This window comes from Mycolicibacterium hodleri (genome assembly GCF_025822245.1).
GTDB classification, from domain to species: domain Bacteria; phylum Actinomycetota; class Actinomycetes; order Mycobacteriales; family Mycobacteriaceae; genus Mycobacterium; species Mycobacterium hodleri.
In genome coordinates this window covers 13,346-35,421 of the sequence record NZ_JACKTL010000043.1, presented here as the reverse complement: position 1 = coordinate 35,421, position 22,076 = coordinate 13,346, and the positions used below count along the sequence as shown (strand labels likewise).

26 protein-coding genes and 1 pseudogene are annotated in these 22,076 nt (G+C 65.4%); 14 read left to right on the top strand and 13 right to left on the bottom strand.

The genetic code is table 11. The features are described from left to right. The first annotated feature begins 82 nt into the window (after positions 1 to 82). Positions 83 to 706, top strand: coding sequence for a hypothetical protein (locus tag H7J06_RS18515; RefSeq protein WP_264040487.1), 624 nt, complete (start codon positions 83 to 85; stop codon positions 704 to 706). A gap of 23 nt (positions 707 to 729) precedes the next feature. Here the strand turns inward: H7J06_RS18515 and H7J06_RS18510 are convergent, their stop codons facing one another. Next, on the bottom strand, positions 730 to 1,080 hold the full coding sequence (locus H7J06_RS18510) for a hypothetical protein (RefSeq protein ID WP_264040486.1): 351 nt from the start codon (positions 1,078 to 1,080) through the stop codon (positions 730 to 732). Positions 1,081 to 1,196: 116 nt separating this feature from the next. Here H7J06_RS18510 and H7J06_RS18505 point away from each other — a divergent pair, with 116 nt between their 5' ends. Further along, a complete protein-coding gene (locus H7J06_RS18505) occupies positions 1,197 to 1,445 on the top strand; it encodes a hypothetical protein (protein WP_264040485.1) in 249 nt (82 codons plus the stop codon). A gap of 307 nt (positions 1,446 to 1,752) precedes the next feature. On the opposite strand, the gene H7J06_RS18500 is transcribed toward H7J06_RS18505, so the two are convergent. The 3 genes from H7J06_RS18500 to H7J06_RS18490 form a co-directional block, all read right to left on the bottom strand. Further along, positions 1,753 to 1,992, bottom strand: a complete 240-nt coding sequence (locus H7J06_RS18500; protein ID WP_264040484.1) for a hypothetical protein — start codon at positions 1,990 to 1,992, stop codon at positions 1,753 to 1,755. 42 nt (positions 1,993 to 2,034) lie between these two features. Continuing rightward, positions 2,035 to 2,235 (bottom strand): hypothetical protein, encoded by a 201-nt coding sequence (locus tag H7J06_RS18495; protein WP_264040483.1) that lies wholly within the window; start codon positions 2,233 to 2,235, stop codon positions 2,035 to 2,037. 80 nt (positions 2,236 to 2,315) lie between these two features. After that, positions 2,316 to 2,540 carry a hypothetical protein gene (locus tag H7J06_RS18490; RefSeq protein WP_264040482.1) on the bottom strand — a complete coding sequence of 75 codons (225 nt, stop codon included), beginning with the start codon at positions 2,538 to 2,540 and terminating at the stop codon, positions 2,316 to 2,318. Between the two features lie 109 nt (positions 2,541 to 2,649). Between H7J06_RS18490 and H7J06_RS18485 the strand changes: the two genes are divergently transcribed. Further along, positions 2,650 to 3,033: a hypothetical protein gene (locus tag H7J06_RS18485; protein WP_264040480.1), complete on the top strand. Its 384-nt coding sequence runs from the start codon at positions 2,650 to 2,652 to the stop codon at positions 3,031 to 3,033. 226 nt (positions 3,034 to 3,259) lie between these two features. On the opposite strand, the gene H7J06_RS18480 is transcribed toward H7J06_RS18485, so the two are convergent. Further along, positions 3,260 to 3,493, bottom strand: a complete 234-nt coding sequence (locus H7J06_RS18480) for an LLM class oxidoreductase (RefSeq protein ID WP_372515346.1) — start codon at positions 3,491 to 3,493, stop codon at positions 3,260 to 3,262. 153 nt (positions 3,494 to 3,646) lie between these two features. Here H7J06_RS18480 and H7J06_RS18475 point away from each other — a divergent pair, with 153 nt between their 5' ends. Continuing rightward, positions 3,647 to 3,892: a hypothetical protein gene (locus tag H7J06_RS18475; protein WP_264040479.1), complete on the top strand. Its 246-nt coding sequence runs from the start codon at positions 3,647 to 3,649 to the stop codon at positions 3,890 to 3,892. A 40-nt stretch (positions 3,893 to 3,932) separates the two neighbouring features. On the opposite strand, the gene H7J06_RS18470 is transcribed toward H7J06_RS18475, so the two are convergent. Both H7J06_RS18470 and H7J06_RS18465 read right to left on the bottom strand, forming a co-directional pair. Next, the gene (locus tag H7J06_RS18470) at positions 3,933 to 4,520 is read right to left on the bottom strand and encodes a maleylpyruvate isomerase family mycothiol-dependent enzyme (RefSeq protein ID WP_264040478.1); all 588 of its coding nucleotides are present in this window, start codon (positions 4,518 to 4,520) and stop codon (positions 3,933 to 3,935) included. Positions 4,521 to 4,884: 364 nt separating this feature from the next. Further along, positions 4,885 to 5,013 (bottom strand): hypothetical protein, encoded by a 129-nt coding sequence (locus tag H7J06_RS18465; protein ID WP_264040477.1) that lies wholly within the window; start codon positions 5,011 to 5,013, stop codon positions 4,885 to 4,887. A gap of 421 nt (positions 5,014 to 5,434) precedes the next feature. Between H7J06_RS18465 and H7J06_RS18460 the strand changes: the two are divergent. The 3 genes and pseudogenes from H7J06_RS18460 (at position 5,435) to H7J06_RS32415 (ending at position 7,203) form a co-directional block, all read left to right on the top strand. Beyond that, positions 5,435 to 6,148: pseudogene (locus H7J06_RS18460) on the top strand (VIT1/CCC1 transporter family protein). 38 nt (positions 6,149 to 6,186) lie between these two features. Further along, the gene (locus tag H7J06_RS18455; protein WP_264040476.1) at positions 6,187 to 6,663 is read left to right on the top strand and encodes a DUF2231 domain-containing protein; all 477 of its coding nucleotides are present in this window, start codon (positions 6,187 to 6,189) and stop codon (positions 6,661 to 6,663) included. A 303-nt stretch (positions 6,664 to 6,966) separates the two neighbouring features. Further along, the gene (locus H7J06_RS32415; RefSeq protein ID WP_264040475.1) at positions 6,967 to 7,203 is read left to right on the top strand and encodes a cupredoxin domain-containing protein; all 237 of its coding nucleotides are present in this window, start codon (positions 6,967 to 6,969) and stop codon (positions 7,201 to 7,203) included. Positions 7,204 to 7,913: 710 nt separating this feature from the next. On the opposite strand, the gene H7J06_RS18445 is transcribed toward H7J06_RS32415, so the two are convergent. From H7J06_RS18445 to lysA, 5 genes are all read right to left on the bottom strand, one after another. After that, on the bottom strand, positions 7,914 to 9,185 hold the full coding sequence (locus tag H7J06_RS18445) for a sensor domain-containing phosphodiesterase (protein WP_264040474.1): 1,272 nt from the start codon (positions 9,183 to 9,185) through the stop codon (positions 7,914 to 7,916). Positions 9,186 to 9,658: 473 nt separating this feature from the next. Next, complete coding sequence (locus tag H7J06_RS18440) at positions 9,659 to 10,456, bottom strand: amino acid ABC transporter ATP-binding protein (protein ID WP_275079598.1); 798 nt, start codon at positions 10,454 to 10,456, stop codon at positions 9,659 to 9,661. After that, positions 10,453 to 11,454: an amino acid ABC transporter permease gene (locus tag H7J06_RS18435; protein ID WP_264040473.1), complete on the bottom strand. Its 1,002-nt coding sequence runs from the start codon at positions 11,452 to 11,454 to the stop codon at positions 10,453 to 10,455. Before H7J06_RS18435 ends, H7J06_RS18440 begins: the two co-directional genes overlap by 4 nt. After that, positions 11,441 to 12,385 carry an ABC transporter substrate-binding protein gene (locus tag H7J06_RS18430; protein ID WP_264040471.1) on the bottom strand — a complete coding sequence of 315 codons (945 nt, stop codon included), beginning with the start codon at positions 12,383 to 12,385 and terminating at the stop codon, positions 11,441 to 11,443. Before H7J06_RS18430 ends, H7J06_RS18435 begins: the two co-directional genes overlap by 14 nt. A gap of 58 nt (positions 12,386 to 12,443) precedes the next feature. Beyond that, a complete protein-coding gene (gene lysA, locus H7J06_RS18425) occupies positions 12,444 to 13,745 on the bottom strand; it encodes a diaminopimelate decarboxylase (RefSeq protein ID WP_264040470.1) in 1,302 nt (433 codons plus the stop codon). 173 nt (positions 13,746 to 13,918) lie between these two features. Here lysA and H7J06_RS18420 point away from each other — a divergent pair, with 173 nt between their 5' ends. Continuing rightward, on the top strand, positions 13,919 to 15,550 hold the full coding sequence (locus H7J06_RS18420; protein WP_264040469.1) for a PucR family transcriptional regulator: 1,632 nt from the start codon (positions 13,919 to 13,921) through the stop codon (positions 15,548 to 15,550). Positions 15,551 to 15,693: 143 nt separating this feature from the next. On the opposite strand, the gene H7J06_RS18415 is transcribed toward H7J06_RS18420, so the two are convergent. Then, entirely contained in the window at positions 15,694 to 15,906 is a 213-nt protein-coding gene (locus H7J06_RS18415) for a TOBE domain-containing protein (protein ID WP_264040468.1), read from the bottom strand. Between the two features lie 171 nt (positions 15,907 to 16,077). Between H7J06_RS18415 and H7J06_RS18410 the strand changes: the two genes are divergently transcribed. The 6 genes from H7J06_RS18410 to H7J06_RS18385 all read left to right on the top strand — a co-directional run bounded on the left by H7J06_RS18410 (position 16,078) and on the right by H7J06_RS18385 (position 22,045). After that, on the top strand, positions 16,078 to 16,482 hold the full coding sequence (locus tag H7J06_RS18410) for a TOBE domain-containing protein (protein ID WP_264040467.1): 405 nt from the start codon (positions 16,078 to 16,080) through the stop codon (positions 16,480 to 16,482). Then, on the top strand, positions 16,479 to 17,285 hold the full coding sequence (gene modA, locus H7J06_RS18405) for a molybdate ABC transporter substrate-binding protein (protein WP_264040466.1): 807 nt from the start codon (positions 16,479 to 16,481) through the stop codon (positions 17,283 to 17,285). The genes H7J06_RS18410 and modA overlap by 4 nt, the downstream gene beginning before the upstream one ends. After that, positions 17,282 to 18,094 carry an ABC transporter permease gene (locus tag H7J06_RS18400; RefSeq protein ID WP_264040464.1) on the top strand — a complete coding sequence of 271 codons (813 nt, stop codon included), beginning with the start codon at positions 17,282 to 17,284 and terminating at the stop codon, positions 18,092 to 18,094. Before modA ends, H7J06_RS18400 begins: the two co-directional genes overlap by 4 nt. Beyond that, complete coding sequence (locus H7J06_RS18395; protein WP_264040463.1) at positions 18,091 to 19,182, top strand: sulfate/molybdate ABC transporter ATP-binding protein; 1,092 nt, start codon at positions 18,091 to 18,093, stop codon at positions 19,180 to 19,182. The genes H7J06_RS18400 and H7J06_RS18395 overlap by 4 nt, the downstream gene beginning before the upstream one ends. A gap of 203 nt (positions 19,183 to 19,385) precedes the next feature. Further along, a complete protein-coding gene (locus H7J06_RS18390) occupies positions 19,386 to 20,084 on the top strand; it encodes a hypothetical protein (RefSeq protein ID WP_264040462.1) in 699 nt (232 codons plus the stop codon). A 2-nt stretch (positions 20,085 to 20,086) separates the two neighbouring features. After that, positions 20,087 to 22,045 carry a YhgE/Pip domain-containing protein gene (locus H7J06_RS18385; protein WP_264040461.1) on the top strand — a complete coding sequence of 653 codons (1,959 nt, stop codon included), beginning with the start codon at positions 20,087 to 20,089 and terminating at the stop codon, positions 22,043 to 22,045. Positions 22,046 to 22,076: the final 31 nt, after the last annotated feature.

The window sequence follows — 22,076 nt, the reverse complement described above, 5'->3', positions numbered from 1 at the left end:
CCATGTGGTGACGGCAATCCCGGCAGCAATCGCTCGCGGACGGGGACGGCACGCCACCACCCGACGTGCGATGCTGTCGACCGTGATCTCGCCAATGGCCCGGTGGACCGGGCTGGCCGCGCCGTCGATGGCGGCGGCCGTCCTACTCGCCGGTTGCGCCGGTCAAGCACCGGCGCCGACGCCCGTCGGCCTGCCCACGGCCGCCACGACTGCCCCCACCACGACCACCAGCACCGCGAAGCCCTACGACTACCGAAACCTCCTGCTGCAGCCTCAGGACATGGTGCTTCCGAACGCGGGCTACTCGGTGCCACGGCCGGCGACGTTGAACCCCTCCGGCATCCCGGGTGCCGAAGTGATGCTCACCAGCAATGACGGCACGAATGCCGTCGGTACCACGATCGTCCTGCTCGACGAGGCCTCCGCCGCACCCGTCGAACTTCCGAAGGCGATCGCCAACCTCAAGACCGTCTCCTCGAGCGTGCCTCCCGTGCCGGTCCCCGTCGGAGATGCCGGCGTCGCGGTCAGCGGCGTCACCCCCGACGGCACCAAATCGGCTACGGCGCTTGTCTTTCGGCAGGACCGGGCGATCGTCCGCATCGACTTCTACACGACGCTCGGGGCGGTGACGCCGCTCGACACGGTGATCGACATCGGGCAGAAGCAGACCGTTGCACTCAGAGCGGGCCTGCCCGCCCTCGACTGACGGCAGGTCCCGAGACCAGACGGTCAGCGCAGGGCGGCTGCCGCGCCGACCAGTTCGGAGGCCTCGGCGCCGAGCCGGCGAGCGCCGCCAACCGCCTGCAGCCGCGAGAACGCGTCGGACGGCAGCGCTCCCAGAACGGTGAGCAGTCGAGCGCGGCCTGGCTCGTCGAGTCCCTCGACGAGGTGGTCGAACTCCACCCACATCTCACCGGACACCACCGCGGACAACACGCCGGCGAGCTGGCCGTCGGTCGCCCGGCCGACCGCGGCCGAGAGCATCTCGGGGGTGATGACACCAGCAAATCCGACCATCGCCGCGTATTCGCCACCCTCGAGCAGGGCGCTCGCGATGTCGGCGACCGTGGCAACCGGCACGGCCGCGACGATGGGTCCGAACCGGTGTGGGTCGAGCGCGAGTGCCAGCTCGGCGAGTTCGCCGGCGTCGAGATCGGCGGCAATCTGCTGGATCTGGTGGTCGGGGGAGCTCGGCGATGACGCGATCCAGGTTGTCGTTCCAGGTCAGCAGCGGCACCACGGCGAGCAGGTCGTGGGGCGTCGCGACGCCGAGCGTCGCGAACAGTGCGTCCACCTCGACGGCTCCGACGAACCGCGCCATCGCCGCATACTCCGCGCGACTGAACAACTCCTGCGCGACCTCGCCCACCCTCGCGGCCGGGATCGCCCGAACGACGTCGTGCGCGCGCACCGGGTCCAATGCGATCGCCAGATCACCCAGATAGCTCACCGAGACCCTCCCGACGAGGTCTCGCGCCTTGGCGGGCTCGAGCAGCTCGGCGACGAGCGCACCGCCCGCCGGTGGCAGGAACTTCTCGGCCAGCCGCCCCGCGATGGGACCGGGAATCGACTGAGAGAGTGCCGCCACCCTGGCGAATCTCCGCCGCTTGTCCGCGGACAGGCGACGGGCGATCTGGCCGTGGAGCACGCTCAGGTCGTCGTCGGACACCCCGTCCAGACCGTGCAACTCGTCGACCTCGACCCCCAACAGTCGGCCGATGGCCACCAGCTCCGGACGCGCCGTGGCGGCCGTCATCCCAGCAGCGCCTTGCGGACCACGCCTCGCAGCGGCAACGGCACGCCCTTGAGTGCCGTCTTGACCCCGGCCTCCATCGCCGCGGCCTGACGGCGGCTGGCGTCCTCGACCTGACTGGCCAGCCGGGTCTGAATCTCGCCCGGCAGCGCACTGACCGCGGCGGGCGGCTCCTCGCCGAGTGTCTCGGCGAGCGTGCGAACCAGCACCGCGCCCCCGTCTGCATCCGTATCCGTCACGCCAACTTCCTACCATCGAGACCGCCGACGGCAGACCTGCGACTACTGCGGTGGCGGAATGAGGACGGTCCACAGATCGGGGATGACCCCGTCCTGGACGACGGCTGCGTCGAACCCCGTCATCGTCGGCTCGCTCGTGGCGGGATCCACCAGCTGCCAGGCGAGGTACTCGAACCCCGGCAACTCGTGGACCGGGCCGGCGGTCTCGAATTGGAGCTCACCCGATACCCGACTGCTGGCCAACGCATTTGGCGTCCGGAGCGTCGTGGTCAGAGATGACGCCCTCGGCGTAGGTCCGTTGCTCGGCGGCGTGACGCGTGGCGTCAGAGCTGACCGAGCGGTCGGCACACGTTGGACAGCGCATTCCAATATTGGCCGGGCGCACAGTTGTCCGCCGGACGCGGCGTCTGGCAGGTGTTGGTGATGGGATCCCAGAACTGCCCGTTCACGCAGTTGAGGGGATCCGCCGAACCGGTGCCCGCGCTCAGCAGGGACACGGCGACGATGGGAGCGGCGACGATGGTCGAACGGCGTAGCAGGTTTCGCATGCTTGCCTTTAGCCGAGAACGCCGGCGGTCAAACTCGCGAGACAGGGCTCTGAACTACGGCTTGGGCACACCGGTGAACACCGGCACGTGATACGGATTGTCGGAACGTGTGACGTTCATCTTCGGGCGCGACGGGGGGGACGGTGCCGCACTTGGCGGCGGCGTGGCGGCAGCAGACGACGCGGTTGTCGTGGGGGTTTCGCTCACCACGGGTGGTGGAACGTACGTCGGGGTGTATGTCTGCGGCGCGGTGGTGGTCGGCTCCTCGACGACGGGAGTCGGTGGCGGGGCGGGCGGTGCCACGGTGGTCGACGGAGCCGCGGGCGCCACCTCGGGCGCTGGCGTTTCCGCGGGCGCGGAGGTGGCCGCGGGTGGGTACTTCTCATCCGGCGCATCCGTCGGCGCGCTGCGCGGGTACCAGATCGTCACCCCCACGACGACCGCCGTCACGACGATCAGCGCGGTCATCAGCAGCCCCCGAACGGACACATAGTGCTGCCATTTCCGACTTCGCATCCCCACGCGGCTGAAGATTACCCGTGTGCCAGGCAACCCGCGGACACACCATTCAGCGACTCGGCAGCGAGCTTTCAGGTCGCTTCGGTGCGTCGCGGACCGACCGGCAGCTCTGCCGGTCGTGACGGGGCCGACGGACAGAAGCCCGAGCGAATGGGGCCGAAGGGAGACATGGCAGAAAAGCCCGAAGCCGGCGACCAGCTTCACCGGCCCGCAGGTGGCGCCTGCGAGTCGAGGCCGAGCGGAGCGGCGAGAGCGGTCAGCACGGGCAGCAGCCGATCGGATTCGACGACCTGAACCGCCACGTGATCAGCCCCCGCGGCGACGTGCTGACGGAGGCGTTGGGCGATCCCTTCGGCCGAGCCGTACGCGACCACCGCGTCGACGAGCCTGTCGCCACCGGGCTTGGTGACGTCCTTTCTGCAGTACCTGGTCACGGTCGAGTTGTTCGCCGGGACACCGCGCACCGTCGGTGACCTGGGGTGCAAGCTCGGCATGGACACGGGCACGATCACCCCGTTGCTCGAGCGGCTGAGGAGGCGGGGCTCGTCACGCGCCGTCGCGATGTCGCCGACGAGCGTCGGGTACTGGTGGACCTCACCAAAACCGCTCTGGCACTGCGGTATCCCGCGTGGCGGATCTCGGAGCAGATCAAGTGTGCCGCCAACAGACGGCCCTGGCTCGAGCAACTCACCGACGTCGTCGCCGAACTGCCGATGGACCTGGTGCACGACAAGGGCTTCGCGGAGATCCGCGAGGGACTCATCGCGTGGTTGCACTCGCACGCTTCAGCCACGCCCGACACTCGTGGATACTTGAGCCGACCACCACCGTGAGTGTTCGGTGCCGGTCGTGCGCCGACCCGCCGCGGCACGATCACCGATCCATGGGCACTGGCCGTCGCCCCGTCACCACCAGCAGTATTTCCTTGGCAGGCAAATCAATGTGCCGCCCTTCTCCCACGGCACAATCCGCGTCGGTAGCAATCAGGCGGCGTCCGGACAGGTTCACCTTGAACGCCTTCGCCAGCTTGGCACCACCCAACACTTCGGCGATCCGATCGGGTGGCGAAACCGGCTGCAGCACAATCGCTTCGGTCATGTCCAGGCCGTGGATCACGTCGTGGCTCAGCGCCCCGAGCTGACCACCTCTTGGCGGCGTCCAACGGTGAGCGACGTTGCGTCGCAGATCTTCGAGCAGCGCAGCCGACGACCGATCGGCGGTGTCTCGGCGCGCCAACCCGTCCGCGGCGACGTCGAACTTGCCGCGCGCCCGGAGCATCGCCGCGAGGATCGCTGCGACCGAATACCGGTAGGGCATCGTGATGTGCGCGACCACTTCGCGGATCCTCCAACCGGCACACAGCGAGGGCGCATCCCATTGCGGCTCGGGCAATCCGTCGAGTAGCTGTACCAGCGAGGCCCGCTGCGCAGTCGTTTCGCCAAACAGTTCGTCGTCGTTCATGAATCTCCTCCGTCCGAGGACACGTCACCGGTGCTGACTGCCGCCGACCTCCAATCTCATCTCATCGCCTCGCCCTGTGGTGGCGTGGCGGGCAGCGTCAGTCGGAACGTCGCTCCCCCGCCGGACGTCTACCTCGATCTCACCGACCGTCGCGAGGCCGATCCCGTACCGCTCGCGCCCGGCAGTCGAGGCGTGGCTCAGGCCTTGGCAGAACCGGGTGAACATGGCTTCCGTCGCGTACCTCGATGTCGACGTCCGCCCCACGCCGCCCTGCGTAGATCTCGATCGATCCCCCGGAATGTTCGTGCGTGCCCTTTGCCGACTGAGGAGGTGACCGCCCGCCGGAGCACGGCCCGCGATGAAGTCACTGCTTGGCGTCATGGGCAGCGTCCACCTCGTAGCCTTCGACGGCGACTAACTCGGAGAGCAACGCGCTCAATGCCCGATCGTCGTCGACGATGAGCAGAGTCGTCAACGCGGTCGTGTAGGCCACCCGGCGAGCGTGCCATGGCGATTCTTCGAAGGCTCGAAGAATCGGCTGCCAGCATCAGAGCATGGACGCGCTCCGTTCCGGATCCCGCCGCGACGGCGCTGCCTCGTGGGCGCTGGCCGATCTCCTCGTCTCGCCGACTCTGGCTCCCGCCGTCTGGCTCAGGATTCGGTGGGAGGACCGGGCGGTGACGCGCAGGAGTGTTGCTCGACCTTGGGGCAATGGCCAAGGCGGTGGGCCGCGGACCACTGTGCCGGGCGGCGTCGCCGCACGGCAATTCCTCAACCCCGACAAGGAGATTGTTCGTGACGACCCTCGATGGGCTCCCCGCACAAACGCTATTGGTGCACCCAATCACCGAGATCCCTTTGGCTAGGCTACATTTGCTGGCGATCACTGGTGTCGATGTCTAACGTGGGCTGACATGTTGACTGCCACGCATCCCGCCGAGCCGCACGCAGGTTCGGTGTCCTCCAAACTGAATTGGCTCCGCGCCGGAGTGTTGGGCGCCAACGACGGGATCGTCTCCACGGCAGGCATCGTCGTCGGGGTTGCCGCCGCCTCGGCGTCGCGCGGTCCGATTCTGACCGCGGGAATCGCCGGGCTCGTGGCAGGTGCGGTGTCAATGGCGCTGGGAGAATATGTTTCCGTCAGTACTCAGCGCGACACGGAGCAGGCCCTGCTCAGCAAGGAACGCAGCGAGCTGAGTGAGCATCCCGCCGCCGAACTCGACGAGCTTGCGGCGCTCTACGAGGCCAAGGGTCTGTCGACGGCAACTGCGCGCACCGTGGCCGAGGAACTGACCGACCACGATGCCTTCGCCGCCCACGCCGACGTCGAACTCGGCATCGATCCCACCGACCTGACCAACCCCTGGTAGGCGGTGGTCTCCTCGGCGCTGTCCTTCACCGTCGGAGCGCTCCTGCCGTTGATTGCGATCATTCTGCCGCCCAATGTCATTCGAGTTCCGGTCACCGTCGCCGCCGTGCTCGTAGCCCTCGTCGTCACCGGAGCGGCGTCGGCCGCCCTTGGCGGGGCGCCGAAGGCACGGGCGATCGCACGAAACGTCATCGGCGGCGGACTGGCCCTGAGCATCACCTACGTCGTTGGCCATCTCATCGGCGCCGCCATTACCTGACCGCCTCGCCACGAGGGCAGTCCAAAGAAGGGTTCCCGTTGTCCACGTTCCAAGGTCTTCCCGCACACATCCTGCTCGTTCACTTCATCGTGATACTGGCTCCATTGACTGCCATCCTCGCGATCGTGTGCGCCCTGTGGCCGCGCGCCCGCGGCCACCTCACCTGGCTGGTTCTCGTCCTCGCCGCGGTCACCACGATCCTGACTCCGCTCACCACCGACGCCGGAGAATGGCTCGAACACCGCACCCATCCCACCGACCTTCTCCACACTCACGCGGAGTTGGGCGACACCATGCTCTACTTCTCGATCGGCCTCTTGGTGGTCGCCGTGCTTCTCGCGGTCGTCCACGTGCGCGAACGGCGCGAACAGCCCCTGAAGCCGCTCATCACCTGGGCCATCGCCGCTGCCGTGGTCATCGCCAGCATTGCTACGACGGTGCAGGTGTACCGAATTGGCGACTCCGGCGCCCGGTCTGCTTGGGGTGACAAGGTTGCGGAGTCGGCTCCCAAGTGAGCCCCTCCTCAACGCGGCCGACTGCGACGACAGTGGTGACGCGAGTGTGACGCGATCGCCCGTTGTGGTGCGGCGGCGCGAACCAGCCAGGCAGTCTCGTAGGAGCCTGATCATCGATCGCGCAACACGCTCCTGGACCGAGAGGCGGTACCCATGCGAGCCGCTGCAACCACAGCTGTCCTAGCCGCTGTCACGACATTCTTGTTGGGCGGATGCAGTTCCTCGGGCGAGTCTTCGCCACCGTCGAGCAACGCGATCGCCATCACCAGCGCACCTGCAACGAATGCTTCTGTCCCCGACATCGTGATCTCCAACTTCGGCTACGCGGTGCGCGGCCCAGTAAAGCCGGGCCAACAGGTCAGCGTGGTCAACGACGACCAGGCCAACCACAGCCTCGCGTCAGATGGCAACGACGCCTTCGACGTACGCGTGTCGGGGGGCGGTGGCATCGCGACGTTGACGGCGCCGATGACACCGGGCGCCTACGAGTTTCACTGCAAGTACCACGCCAGCATGCACGGCACGCTCGTCGTCCAATAGCCACTCTTCCGAGTTGCCGTGTCCGGGCGTACCGCCGACCCGCTGCGTCGACTCGCGCCCATTCCCTCGAATGCACCCTCGGGTACGCCGGTCGACGGCGACATGATTCCGTCACCAAATCGGAGGGCAGGCGGGCGTAACGTCAATTTGAACGATCACTTGTCAATGTTGGGACTGACCATGCACGTTTTGAGTCCGAGAGCCCGGTCCATGGCCATGGCAGGTATCGCGGCGACTGCGCTCTCAGTTGCCCTCGCTCCGGTGCTGGTGGCAATGGCCCCACTACCGCCGCCCGCCGCCGTCGCGTCGGGATCGACCTGTGTCAACGGGGTGGTCCCGCTCAATCCGTACGTGGTGAATTGCAATTTGCCCGCCCGAGGGAACCAAATCGCCGGCGCGGCACCGGATGCTGGGGCGATCATCGCTTGCCGGAACCAGCCGGCGTGCTTGTCGGCTTACGTCAATTATCCAGGCACCTTGGTCGTCCCCGGATACCGCCCGTGACGTGGCTACTGACCTGACCTGACCTGACCTGAGAGGCGATTCGACCATCACCGTGGCCGGTAATGCCAACCCTACGACTGTTGGCAGCCGCATCCAGAAACGAAGTCCCGCTCCGAGTTTCACCGGTTGGCCGACCGACGCCAATGACGTCCTCGACTGCCGCCCGTCCGGAAGTGTCCTTCTCGTCGCAGTCTCCGATGCCATGGCTACTCCAGGCTTTTGGGCATGCCGAGGTGAAAGCCCTGACCGTACTCGATACCGAGATCAATCAAGGCCTGGAGCTGGCCTGCCGTCTCCACAGCTTCCGCGACCATCGTCGCGTTCATCTCGGAACCAAGCGAGGTGAGCGCGGTGGCTATCGCCCGCTTGGCTGGATCATTGTCGATGTCGGCAATCAGCTCACCGTCGATCTTGATGAACTCAGGACGAAGTCGCAGCAATTGAGTGAAGCTGGCATAGCCGGCACCGGCATCGTCGACTGCCAGGGCTATCCCATGCTCGCGCAGGCGCATCAGGCCCACTGCGAGGTCGGCGGGAAAGGGCTCGTGTTCGGTGATTTCGATGATCAATCGTCGGTCTTGGGCGAGCAGGAAGTCCTGAATCGACCCTTCCAGTGCAGCGGTCGGACTCAGATTGACCGCCACCGGACAATCGATCGGGATGCCGCGAGCGGCAGCCAAGACGGCGCGCATCGCAGCAAATTCGAGGTCGAGGCCTCGACCAAGGCGGCGCGCCGTACTGAACCATTGCGCCGGGGTCAAGTCCGATGACGCTGGAAAGCGCGCCAACCCTTCGTAGGCGACCGTCCTGTTACTCACCAGGTGCACGATTGGCTGGAACGCCACGCGAAGGACGTCGGGTTGCGCGAGCAGCGCGTCCAGTCCAACCTGGTGTCCCTCGGTTTCGACCGCCTCCGGCACCATCACCGATGCCACGAAACGAGCCGTGAAGGCTTCCTCCGCACGGTCTTGGCCGTCGATGATCGCGTGGGTCAGCAGCGTCGAGAGCTCCGACTGGCTGACGATCAACGCCGAAACGAAGTCACTGACTGCGACCATCGGATCGATGTCTGCTGCAGCAAAGGCACCCGGGACTGTCGCGGCCAGCATCAGAGAACCCATGGCTTCAGCGTTGTGTATCAACGGAATCACCGCCCACGATCGAGTGCCCCACTGTGTGTTGAGCGCACGGACACTCCGTGACAATCGGGTGTCTGTCAACGAATCGTGTACGAGAAGCGGCTGTTTCTCCCGCGCGGCAATGCCTTGCACACTGCGATCCTTCGAGATGACGAAGCCCAAGGCGGGCGCCAGCACGCCGCTGGCAGAAACCGTCACATAGGCATTGTCGGAAGCGCGAAGCAGGTTGATGGCGGCACCATCAGCATTGGCCATGAACGCACACGCTTGCTCGGCGACGCGAACCATCAGTGACGCTGGATCCATCGAGGTGGCCAATGCGCGTACCAGCCGATTCATTGCGCCTTTCCTCCACATCGGCCACGAACCGCTGGAAGTAGTTCCGGTATGACGCGAGGTTTGGCGAAGCCCGCGGCATCACAGGTTCACCTAGGTTACGCACTTCTTCGGCGGCAACGCCGTACAACAAGCAAATAACCTGTTAAAACAACCGTCTCTTGCCGATGGTGGCCGAGCAGTAGCGGGCCGTGCGCGGCGCCACGGCCACGCCCGGACGGATTGTGAACTACTCGAGCGAAAGAACCACGAGCTCGTGGAAGCCATCGAAATCACCATTGTGCCAGGCGAACTGCGGTCACGTGTGCCCACACCCCGCGCCGAGTGGCCGCGTACGCCGAGTGCACCAACCCCCGCAACGGCTACCGTCAGCGCCAATTCGACACTCACACAGGATCATCGACGGAGCTCATCGCATGACCTTGAACTGAACCGCCCGTCCAACGACGTCGGAGCTCAGTCTGCTGTCCAGATCCTCACATCACGCTATCGAGGAATGCCTTGGTGCGCTGATGGCGTGGACTCCGGAGAATCTCGCTCGGCGGACCGGACTCGACCACCACACCGTCGTCCATGAAGACGATGCTGTCGGCGACACCGCGGGCGAACCCGATCTCGTGGGTCACCACCACCATGGTCATCCCGCTCTTGGCCAATTTCTGCATGACGTCGAGCACATCCCCCACGAGTTCGGGGTCCAGCGCTGAGGTCGGTTCGTCGAACAGCATCAGCTTCGGCTCCATGGCCAGGGCCCGAGCGATCGCCACGCGCTGCTGCTGGCCTCCGGACAGTTGCGCGGGGTGCGCGTGAGCGAAGTCAGCCAGCCCTACCTGGTCGAGCAGTTCCCGGGCTTCGGCGACCGCCTTCGTCTTCGGGATCTTGCGGATGCCAATGGGCGCTGCGGTCACGTTCTCCAGCGCGGTCAGGTGAGGGAACAGGTTGAACCGCTGGAACACCATGCCGATTCCTCGCCGCTGCCGGGCGACTTCTCGGGGGGTCATCTCGTGCAGTGCGCCTTTTCGCTGGGTGTAGCCGATCAACTCACCGTCGAAATTGATGCGTCCACCGTCGATGGTTTCGAGGTGATTGATGCAGCGCAGGAACGTCGACTTGCCTGATCCAGAGGGGCCGAGCAGGCACATCACCTCGCCCTTGGCCACGCTGAGGGTGATGCCCTTGAGAACGTCGACCTTGCCGAAGCGCTTGCGCACCCTCCGCGCAGTGAGCAGCGGTTGGGCGGCCGCCTGGATGCTGCCGTCATCGACGGTGGTCATAGCGACTCCTTCTCCGTTACCCGCGGCGGAGGCTCCCGGCGCAGGAGGGCCATGACCCGTCCAATCGGCGTCGGGCCGAGCACGCGACTCCCGCGGCCGAAGTGCCGCTCGAGGTAGTACTGCGGGACCGACAGCACAGATGTCAACGCCAGATACCAGCAACTGACCACCACCAATAACTCGACCTGGCGGAGGTTCTGTGCCGAGATGCGCTCAGCGACGGTGTAGAGCTCGAGTACGGCAATCAAACTCAGCAGCGCGGTGTCCTTGAGCATGGAGATGGTTTCGTTGCCCATTGGCGGGATGATCACTCGCATCGCCTGGGGAAGCTCGACCTTGAGCAGGGTGAACAACGGCGTCATCCCCAGGGAGTAAGCGGCCTCCTTCTGGCCCGGGTCGACGGAGAGCATTCCCGCCCGCACGATTTCGGCAGAGTATGCGGCCTGGTTGGTCGTCAACGCGATGACGCCGGCAACGAATGCGGGGATGAGGGTGTTCGTGTCGACGGCGAACACCGTGAAGTCGGTGAACGGCACGCCAAGGCTGATCTGTTTGTACAACAAGCCCAGGTATCCCCAGAAGACGATCTGCACCAGCAGCGGGGTTCCTCGGAACACCCAGATGTAGAGCCACGCCAAGCCACTCAACACCGGGTTGCTCGAGAGCCGCATGAGGGCCAAGACGACGCCCAGGATGGTCGACAGCACCATCGCCAGAAAGGTCAGGACGATCGTCAGCACGGCGCCGTGCAGGATCTGAGTGCTGAACATGAAGTCGGCGATCGTGCCATGGTCGACGTTCTCGTTGTTCCACAACGACGACGCCAACCAGACGAACCCGAGCCCCAACACACCAGCCGCGACCCACCGCCACGTGTGTCGCAACCGAAGGGCGACGATGTCGTCGTCGGACTCACCGTCTGCCGCCCCCGCCGGGCTCAGCTCTGTCGGCGGGCGTCCTCCGGGGGCGTCATGATCGGTGAGGTCACTCCGAGGCACGGTTGATCCCGGCCTTGTCGATCGCAAAGTCCGACAGCTTGTACTTGTCCAGAAGCTTGGCGTAGGTCCCGTCGTCCATCACCGATTGCAGAGCCATGTTGAGGGCTTTGGCCAAGTCGTCGTTGCCCTTGAGCAGACCGATTCCGGTGTAGACGGGGTTGTAGCCACCCGGGTTCTCTACGTCCTTGACGAGCTCGAACGTTTGACCATCCCCGGCAGTTTGCGCTGCATAGGTTCCGACCGAGGCGTCGACGACGTCGGCGACCGCCTTGTTCGAACGTACGGCGGTCTGGGCGTCCAGCTCAGTCGGAAGCTGCACGAGATTGATCGGTCCGGCGCCCTCTGCCTTGCACTTGTCGGCATAGCTCTCGAGGAGGTCGCCTTGAACCGTGGCCTTCTGCACCGCCACGTTCTTGCCGCACAGATCGAGGATCCGGGTGATCTTCTCCGGATTGCCCTTCTGCACCACGATCACGAACCCAGCGTGAAAGTAATCGACGAAGTCGAGCACTTTCTCACGCTCAACCGTGTCGTTCATGCCGGCCATGATGATGTCGTGCTTGCCTGCCTGTAGCGAAGGCACCGCGGTGTCGAAGGTCTGCTGGACGAACGTGAACTTCACCCCGAGCTTGCCACCGAGCGCTTGGGCGAGGTCGTAGTCGAAGCCGGTCGGATTCTGGTTCTCGTCCAGCATCTCCATCGGCGGGTTGGGCATGTCGGCGGCGACGTTGATCCCCGACTCCTTGTACTTCGCAGGCAACAGCGCCGCCGCCGCGGCGTCGACGTGGACCGACGTGCTCGAACTAGCATCTGTGCTGGTCGCAGAGCCCGATCCGCCACCGGAGCACCCCGACAAAACCAGCGCGGTCGCGGCACCCATCAACACGGTGCTGCCAAGAACACGGGTGCGGAATCTCTTCGTGGTTGTCATGATCGGTCTCCTTCATGTGATGGTTCGCGGTTCGGACGTGTGACCAGCTGATGGACCCTCACCACCGGCGGGTGAAGGCCGGTTGGTGGGTTTGCAACATGTCTTCGTAGGTCTCTCGACGCGCGGCCAGCGAGGCCTTGCCGTCCGCGCAGAAGACGATCGGCGGAATCGGGGCGCCGTTGTAGTGGTTGGCCATCGTGTAGCTGTAGGCCCCGGTCACGGGGATGACGACCAGGTCGCCGACCTTCGGGTCGACCAACTTGGCCCCACCCACCATCAGGTCCCCAGACTCACACTGGCGGCCGACGACGTCGCAGACCGTGTCTGGCACGCGGTCCATCGCGGTCGCGACGACGGCGTGGTAGCGCTGGCCCGTCAGCGCGATGTCCAAGTTGTCCGCCATTCCCCCATCCACGGCTACGAACGTCTTACCGGTGCGCTTGACCGCGTTGACGCGGTATAGGGAGACGCCAGCTCGAGCGACCAGGGAACGCCCTGGCTCGATGATCAACCGTGCCCCGGCCGGCAGATGTGCGCGTGCTGCGTCCACCACGGCGTCGAGGTACTGATCCACACTCGGCGCCGGCTCATCCTCGGTGTACTGGACACCCAATCCGCCACCGATGTCGTAGGTCTCGAAGGGCCCAAAATCGGCAACCGTCTTCACCGCGTCGGCGAACGGCTCGGTCTCCAGCACTTGGGAACCGATGTGAACGTGGATCCCGTCCAGGCTCAGGAACGGGTGCATCGCGATGCGCTTCGCGGCCAATTCCACCTGTTCGCGGGGCAGCCCGAACTTCGAGTCAGAGCCACCGGTGAGCTGGGATGCGTGAGTCCGAGGGGAAATTCCCGGCGTCAACCGGATCATCACTGCCTGCGGCCGCGTGGTCAGCGTCTCCAGTCGAGCGAGCTCGTCCAGGTTGTCCACGATGATGCATCGGATTCCCGCCTGCAGTGCCATGTCGATCTCGGCGTCGGACTTGGCGTTCCCGTGCATGTAGATGCGGGCTGGGTCGACACCAGCTGCCAGTGCCATCATCAGCTCGCCGCCGCCGGCGACGTCGACGCCGAGTCCCTCGGACTGAGCGATCGCGTACATGGCAACTGCCGGAAGCGACTTCGACGCAAACAGCACCGTTGAACGCGGCCAGCGGCTCGCCAACCCGTCGACGAAACGTCGGATCTGGCGACGCAGACCCTGCTCGTCGATGACATAGGCGGGGGTGCCGAACTCCTCGGCCAGCTGGCTGACACTGCAGCCGCCGATGGTGAGCTCACCCGTCTCGGTGAGGTCCGATTCCTCGGGAAAGACGCCAAGGACGTCAGCGGAGGTAAGACGGAGTGATTCGGTGGTGCTCACGATGTCCTTCTGTGTCTCGGGTGTCGACGCTCGATGCCGGCTCACACTCGAACGGCATCTGCCGGCGTCTGCAGGTGATGGGGTGGTCTCCACCTGCTGTGAGCAGTCTGTGCGCCCCAGTCTCAAGAGACAGTTGTGCGTTTGGCCAAGTCCGGCTCGATTAACCTGGCCAAATGGATGAGGTTCACAGGCGCCGCGGACCGTCGGCACTCACCGTCGCGGACTTGGTTGCGACGTTGGGAACCGTCGTAATTCGCGCCGTGCCCAACGCCGCCGGACTCGGGAACATTGCCAGTGGGCCGGTGATCTTCGACCCCATGGACGAATTACCCGACAGCCCCGGCGGTGTGCTGCTCATGGTGGGCCTCGCACCCGATTCCCCACAGGTCGGCACGTTGATGCCGGCCGCCGCCAAACGCGGATACTCGGCCCTCGTCGTCAAGGCCAGGGGGCAACCGCTTCACGACGTCGCCGACGCAGCAAAGACGGCGGGCATCGCACTCTTGGTCGTCGACGAGGCGGTCCCCTGGCGCCACCTGGACAGGCTGATCGTGTCCGTGACCAGCAGCCACTCGCGAAATGACCATCCCAACGACACCGGCGGTGGCGACCTGTTCGTACTCGCCAACGCGATCGCCACCGCACTGAAGGGAGCGGTCGCGATCGAGGACCTCGATCGCAACGTGCTGGCCTACTCAAACCTGGAACAGCACAAGGTCGACAGGATGCGCCGCATCGGAATCCTGGCCCGCCGCGTCCCCGAGATGGACAAGCACATCAGGCAGTACCGCGACCTACTACTCGCCGAGGGGGTAGTCCATTTCCCCTACGACCCAACCGACGGAGAGTTGCCCCGGTGCGCGGTTGCGGTCCGGGCCGGCCGTCAACCAGTCGGGTCCATCTGGGTCATCGAGGCGGACCAGCCCGTCGGACCCGAGGGTGAGACCGCGCTGCAGGACGCTTGCCGGCTTGCGGCCATTCACATCCTCCAAGCCCAAAACGCGGTCGACGTCGAACGGCAGTTGCGGGCGGAATGGCTGAGGTCGCTGCTCGAGGGGCACGGTTCACTCGCCACCACGGCAACTCGATTCGGCATGGCCACCGGCGTGCCCTCAGTCGTGGTGGGGTTCACGTTCCCCGCCGGACTTGAATCCCCGCCCCTGATCCCCCAGCTGAGCACCGCGGTAGAGCAGTACTGCGGCGTCTTTCGGACGAACGTCTCCTGCGTCGCCATCGGCGGCACCGTCTACGTGCTGTTCCCCTCCGTACGCGACGAGGAGATGCCCCGCCGGGTGGCCACCGGTGCGTCGAAGGCGGTCAAGGCCCGCCTCGGCCACCCAGCTCACGCCGCCATCAGCTCCGCGGGACGAGGGCCTTCCGCCGTACACCAGCTGCGCCGTGAGGTCGACCAGGTGCTCGCCGTCATCGGATCCAACGACTCTGCGCCGTCCGTTGCCACCGCCACCGACATCTACTCCCAAATACTGCTGACCACCCTCGCCCGCGAGTTCGCCCGCAACGAGACACCGCTGCACTCCGGAGTCCGAGCCCTGCTCGACCATGACCAAGCACGAGGCACCGAGTACCAGTCGACCCTCTGTACCTACTTCGGCGCACTAGGCGACGTCGCCGAGACCGCCCGACAACTGAACATTCACCCCAACACGTTGCGCTACCGCCTACGACGGGCTGCAGATGGTTTTCGCGTGCCTCTCGAACACCCCGATGACATCCTCACCACATGGCTTCAGCTACGTCTCGCACCTAGTCAAGAGGGCCGCGGCGGGCACGACGGCAGGCAGTAAGGAGTCCACGCCGTCGCTTCCAGTCGCGCAAAGAGGCGCACGAACGGCGGGTGTGATGCCGGCGGCGTCAATGGTGAAGTACGCCAACCGATTCTGTCGGTGGAAACGCGGAAACCCGCCCAGACCGAAGCTCTGGGCGGACGCTAATCGACGCCGAGCGTTACCTCGGTCGACTTCACCAGCACCGTCGTTGCGGTACCTACGGTCAGACCCAGATCCTCCACCGCCTCCTTGGTAATGGACGCCGTGATGATCTGGTCGCCTCCGTCTAGGCGCACCTTGACCGTGGCCATGACGCCGCCGACGTTGACTTCGGTGACGACGCCTGGCAGCTGATTCCGTGTGGACAAACGCATTGAGGTTCCTTTCTGTTGTGCAAGAACGACTTTCAGACACTACGCTGTAACCGGCGTATTCATCGCATCGCCGTTTCTGCGGAAAGGACTGTTCAAAACCCGCGCAAGAAGTCACTTTTTGGGCTAGTTTTGCCGCATACGCGGAGTTAGATGGGATACAGGTGATGGGCCGTGCCGGCGATTCGGATTAGGGATGCGGCTGTACTGCTGGGCGTCAGTGACGACACGGTGCGCCGCTGGATCGACGGCGGCAGCCTCACCGCCTACAAGGACGACGCTGGTCGCATGGTGATCGCCGGAGACGTACTAGCCGACTTCGCCCGCGATCACGCGACGCCCCCACCGGATCCCCTCGGCGTCTCGAGTTCCGCGCGCAATCGGTTCGTCGGCCTGGTCACCAAGGTCACGGTCGATCACGTGATGGCCGAGGTGCAGATGCAGTGCGGACCGTTCACCGTCGTCTCGCTGATGAGCAGTTCGTCGGCCAACGAACTCGGTCTCGAGCCGGGTGTCGTCGCCGTGGCCGTCGTGAAGGCAACAACCGTAATCGTCGAAACCCCTGGAGGAACTTCGTGAAATCAATTCTGGGCGTCGCCGTGGCTGCACTGAGTGCCGCGGCTCTGGTCGCCGGGTGCTCGTCGTCGCAGCAGACTGGCACCGGGGCAACGACGACCGGAGATGCGCCGTCCATGTCCACCAGCATCACCGGTGACATCACGGTGTTCGCGGCGGCGTCGTTGAAATCGACGTTCACCGAACTCGGGAAACAATTCGAGAAGAATTACACCGGCACGCACGTCGCGTTCAGCTTCGCGGGTTCCTCGGATCTGGTGACCCAGTTGACCCAGGGAGCGCCCGCGGACGTGTTCGCCTCCGCCGACGAGAAGAACATGACCAAGGCGACGGATGCGGGCATCGTCTCGGGCAAGCCGGTCGACTTCGCCACCAACACGCTGACCATCGTCACGCCTCCGGGAAACCCCAAGGGCATCAAGGCCTTTGCCGACCTGGCCAAGCCGGGAACTCAGGTGGTGGTGTGTGCGCCGCAGGTTCCGTGCGGTTCCGCGACCGAGAAGGTCGAGCAGGCGACCGGGGTAACCCTGGCTCCGGTGAGTGAGGAATCGGCCGTCACCGACGTGCTCGGGAAGATCACCTCCGGCCAGGCCGACGCGGGTCTGGTGTACGTCACCGACGCCGCCGGCGCCGGGGACAAGGTCACCTCGGTGCCGTTCCCGGAGTCGAGCGGCGCGGTGAACACCTACCCGATCGCGTTGCTGAAGGACTCGAAGAACACCGCCACCGCGCAGAAGTTCATCGACATGGTCAGCGGCCCCGAGGGTCAAAAGGTATTGAGCGCAGCAGGTTTCGCTGCGCCGTGACGGCCAGGCGGCGGCCCGGCGGGCTGATCCAGGTCGGTCTGCCGATCTGGATCTACCTGCCTGCCACCATCGGGGCATTGTTCGTCATCGTCCCGTTGGTGGCCATCCTGCTCAAAATCGACTGGGCACACTTCTTTCCGCTCATCACCTCCGAGTCCTCCCGGGCGGCGCTCGTCCTGAGTCTGAAGACCGCGGCCGCAAGCACCGTGGTGTGCGTCGCGCTCGGGGTGCCAATGGCGTTGGTGCTCGCCCGCGCCCGTTTTCCCGGCCAGTCGATCCTGCGTGCGCTGGTACTGCTACCGCTGGTCCTGCCTCCAGTCGTGGGTGGGATCGCACTGCTGTACACCTTCGGCAGGCAAGGTCTGCTGGGTCAGCAGCTCGAGGTACTCGGCATTCGGATCGCGTTCTCCACCGCCGCGGTCGTGCTCGCGCAGTCCTTCGTGTCGCTGCCCTTCCTCGTCGTCAGCCTCGAGGGCGCTTTGCGCAGCGCGGGTGACAAGTACGAGAGCATCGCCGTCACGCTCGGTGCGCGACCGACCACGGTGCTGCGCAGAGTGACTCTGCCACTGGTGGTTCCAGGCCTCGTGTCCGGAGCCGTCCTCGCATTCGCACGGGCGCTCGGTGAATTCGGCGCGACTCTGACCTTCGCGGGCTCACTGCAGGGTGTCACCCGGACGTTGCCTCTGGAGATCTATCTGCAGCGCGAAACCGATCCCGACGCCGCAGTGGCCCTGTCACTGCTGCTGATCGTCGTCGCCGCGCTCATCGTCGTCGCCTCGGCGAGTCGGCGCCTCTCGGGAGCGCTGTGAGCAGCGTCCGCGTGCAGGCCACAGTCGAACAGCGCGGCGTGGAGTTCGATCTCACTCTCGAGCATGGCAAGGTACTCGCCGTCCTGGGGCCCAACGGTGCCGGGAAGTCCACGCTGCTACTGCTGATCGCCGGCCTGCTCCGACCCGACGACGGCAGGATCACGCTGGGCGAGCGGGTCCTCACCGACACCAACACCGGCATCTTCGTGCCCGCGCACGATCGCGGTGTCGCGATGCTGTCCCAGCAGGCACTGTTGTTCCCGCACATGACGGTTGCCGCCAACGTCGCCTTCGCGCCACGATGCAAGGGGCACAGTCGCTCCGATTCGCGCGCGACTGCGCGGCGCTGGCTCGAAGCCGTCGACGCGGACGCCCTCGCCGACCGGCGTCCCGCACAGCTCTCCGGGGGGCAAGCCCAACGGGTGGCCGTCGCCCGCGCACTCGCCGCGGAACCACACGTGCTACTCCTCGACGAACCGATGGCCGCACTCGACGTCACCGCCGCACCCGCGCTCCGGCGGCTGCTGCGCGACATCCTGCGCGACGAAAACCGCACTGCCGTCATCGTCACCCACGACCTACTCGATGCCCTCGCCATCGCCGACGAGGTACTCGTCGTCGACGGCGGACGCATCGTGGAAAGCGGCCCGGTCCGCCAGGTTCTGTCGTCGCCGCGCAGCGACTTCGCCGCCCGTATCGCGGGAGTCAACCTCATCACGGGTGTGATCAGCGAACCCGGAATCCTGCAAACGGTTTCGGCAGAAAGCATCTCCGGAGTTGGTGATCCACCCCCGGGTACCGCCGCCGTCGCCCTGTTCCGACCGACGGCGGTGGCGGTTCACCGCACCGCACCGCACGGCAGCCCACGCAACGTGATTCCGGTGACCGTTTCCGAAATGGACCTCCACGGCACCACTGTCAGGATTCGAGCCACCGACCAGGCCGACGGCACTACCGGCCTCGCCGCGGACATCACGGTCGCAGCGGCCTCCGACCTCGACCTCGCCCCCGGCCAGCACGTCTTCTTCGCGATCAAGGCCCACGAGGTCGAGTTGCACCCTGCACTGGGCACAGTGGCTCTCAACTAGCTATTCCGTCGTCAGTCCCCTGGAGCCGCGGGCGCCGTGGGGGCGACGAGCCCGCATCTTCATGGACTCGATTGTCGCGACCCGGCATCCACCGGCGCTCTCCATTCGACGCAATTATGACTACGCTCATTATTGAGTCTAGTCATAGATGCGAAACTGAGGCGCAAGCGCGCTCCGCATACATCCGAGGAGGGACCGATGATATGCAACCGAGTGATGAATCGGGTACCGACCAGGAGGCCATGCCTGATCTCGCGCCGGTGGTGATCACCGCCGGACTGGGTGTGGACGGAGAGCACGGCCCGCTGTTCTCGGGCGTTGACCTCAGCCTCGCCCCGGGATTCCACGCCGTACAGATGCCGGGCGGGCCGAGCCAGTCAGCCTTGCTGCTGACGCTCGCCGGCCGCTTGAAGGCCAGCCACGGCACCGTCGCCGTCTGCGGCGACACCACACCGCGTGCGATCCGACGGCATTGCGCAATCGCAGCCTTCCCGGACATCGACGAACTGGAAGGACCGGTGACGGTCGACACCGTGTTGACCGAACAACGCCGATGGCTGGCGCCCTGGTACACACGGGTGCCCAGGCTGGGGCATCCCGCCGAACTCGACGAGGTATTCGGCGACGTACCCGTGCCTGCCGGACGTACCTACGTCGTCGAGTTGTCCGATCTTGAACTGTTTCTGATGCGTATCACGTTGGCGCTGTTGTTAAACCGTCCGATTCTGGTGGTCGGCGACCTGGAACAGGTGCGTGACAACTCGAGGCGAGCACTCGCGGTGCAACGCCTCGGCGCCATCGCCGAACATCGCACAGTGATCGTCGGAGTGACCAATCCACTCGGCAGCGATGCTCCCGATCACGACCTGCACGACAACCGCATCCTCAATGAGGGGAACTGACCATGCTGGCTGGACTCACCTTCGGCTCGGAACTCAAGCGCTTCGGTCGTAGCCGGATGACCCGCGCTACGGTCGTCGTGCTGGCGTTGTTGCCGCTGATATACGGCGCGCTGTATCTCTGGGCGTACTGGGACCCCTTCGGTCACGTGGACAAGATGCCCGTTGCACTGGTCAACTCCGACCGTGGCGCGGTGGTCTCCGGACAGCACATCAACGCTGGCGAGGAGATCGCCAAGAGCATGACTGCCGACCACAGCCTCGACTGGCACATCGTGGACCCCGAGGAGGCGCGCGACGGGGTGCAACACGGCAAGTACTACTTCATGCTCGAACTGCCGCCCGACTTCAGCGAGGCCATCGCGTCCCCGGTTACCGGACAACCCAAGCAGGCCAACCTCATTGCGGTGTACAACGATGCCAACAACTACATCTCGACCAACATCGGCCGCTCCGCGATCGACCAGGTGCTCAACGCCGTCTCCACTCGCATCTCCGGACAGGCCGTCAATCAGGTGCTGTCCGTGGTCGTCTCGTCCGGAGCGGGGATCAAACAAGCCGCCGACGGAGCGCAGCAGCTCGCTGACGGCGCCGCCAAGGTCGACGAGGGCGCCAACCAACTGAAAACCGGACTGCACAGCGCGCGGTCCGGTTCGGCTCAGCTCGCCTCGGGCGCCGCCCAGCTCGCCGATGGTGTCAACACGGCCACCGAGCCGCTGCTGACCGCCGCTACGGCACTCTCACGAGTCGGCGGCAGTACCGAACAGTTGGAGCAGGGTGCTGTTGCAATACGGCAAGCCAACGATCAACTGGGCGGCATCGCCGCCGCCCAGGACGCCGCGGCCACGTCACTCGCCTCGGTGATCCAACAGCTCTCCGCCAGCACGGATCCCGTCGCCGGCGCCGCCGTGAACACGTTGAGCGGGATCGAGGGCCAGCTGCGCGACCACCAGTACACACCCCAGGTCCGCCAGCAGCTCACCGACGCTGAGAACGCCGCCATATCGATGACCTCGACGCTGCGCACTCCGGGCAGTCCGCTGTACGCGTCGTTGGACGATATCGGCCAAAAGGGTCGAGACCTCACCAACAAGCTGACCCAACTGCGCAGCGGGGCCCAGCAACTCGCCTCCGGTAGCAACGAATTGGCAGGCGGGATCGCCAAACTCGACGGCGGTGCCGCGGCGCTGACATCGGGCACGGCACAGCTGCACACCGGGTCAGAAGAACTCGCGACCAAACTCGCCGACGGCGCCAAACAGGTACCCAATTGGACACCCGAGCAGAAGGTCTCGATTGCCAACACCATCGGCGGACCCGTGCACCTGGACACCTCACACGAAAACCCCGCCCCCAACTTCGGTACGGGCATGGCGCCGTTCTTCATCACCCTGGCGCTGTTCTTCGGCGCGCTGATGCTGTGGATGGTGTTGCGGCCGCTGCAGAATCGCGCCATCGCAGCCGAAGTTCTCGCGATCCGCGTCGCCCTCGCGAGCTATCTGCCCGCGGTGCTGATCGGGACCGCACAGGCGATCATCTTGTATTGCGTCGTTCGGTTCGCGCTAGGTATGCATGCCGAACACCCCGTCGCGATGCTCGCCTTCATGGTCCTGATCTCGTGCGCGTTCGTCGCTGCGACACAAGCGATCAACGCTCTCGTGGGCCCCACGGTGGGGCGGGTACTGCTGATGGCGCTGCTGATGCTTCAGCTGGTCAGCGCCGGCGGCATGTATCCGGTAGAGACCACCTCCAAACCGTTCCAGCTGATCCATGTCTACGATCCGATGACGTACGGCGTCAACGGATTACGACAGCTCGTTCTCGGCGGCATCGACTTTCGACTGTGGCAGGCTGTCATGGTTCTGGTCGGCATCTGGGCAGGCGCACTGGCGCTGTCGTCGCTCGCCGCCCGCCGTGACCGGCTCTGGACGATGATCAGACTGATGCCGGCGATCAAGATGTAACACGTCGATTGGCCTGTCCCCCGGTCACGAC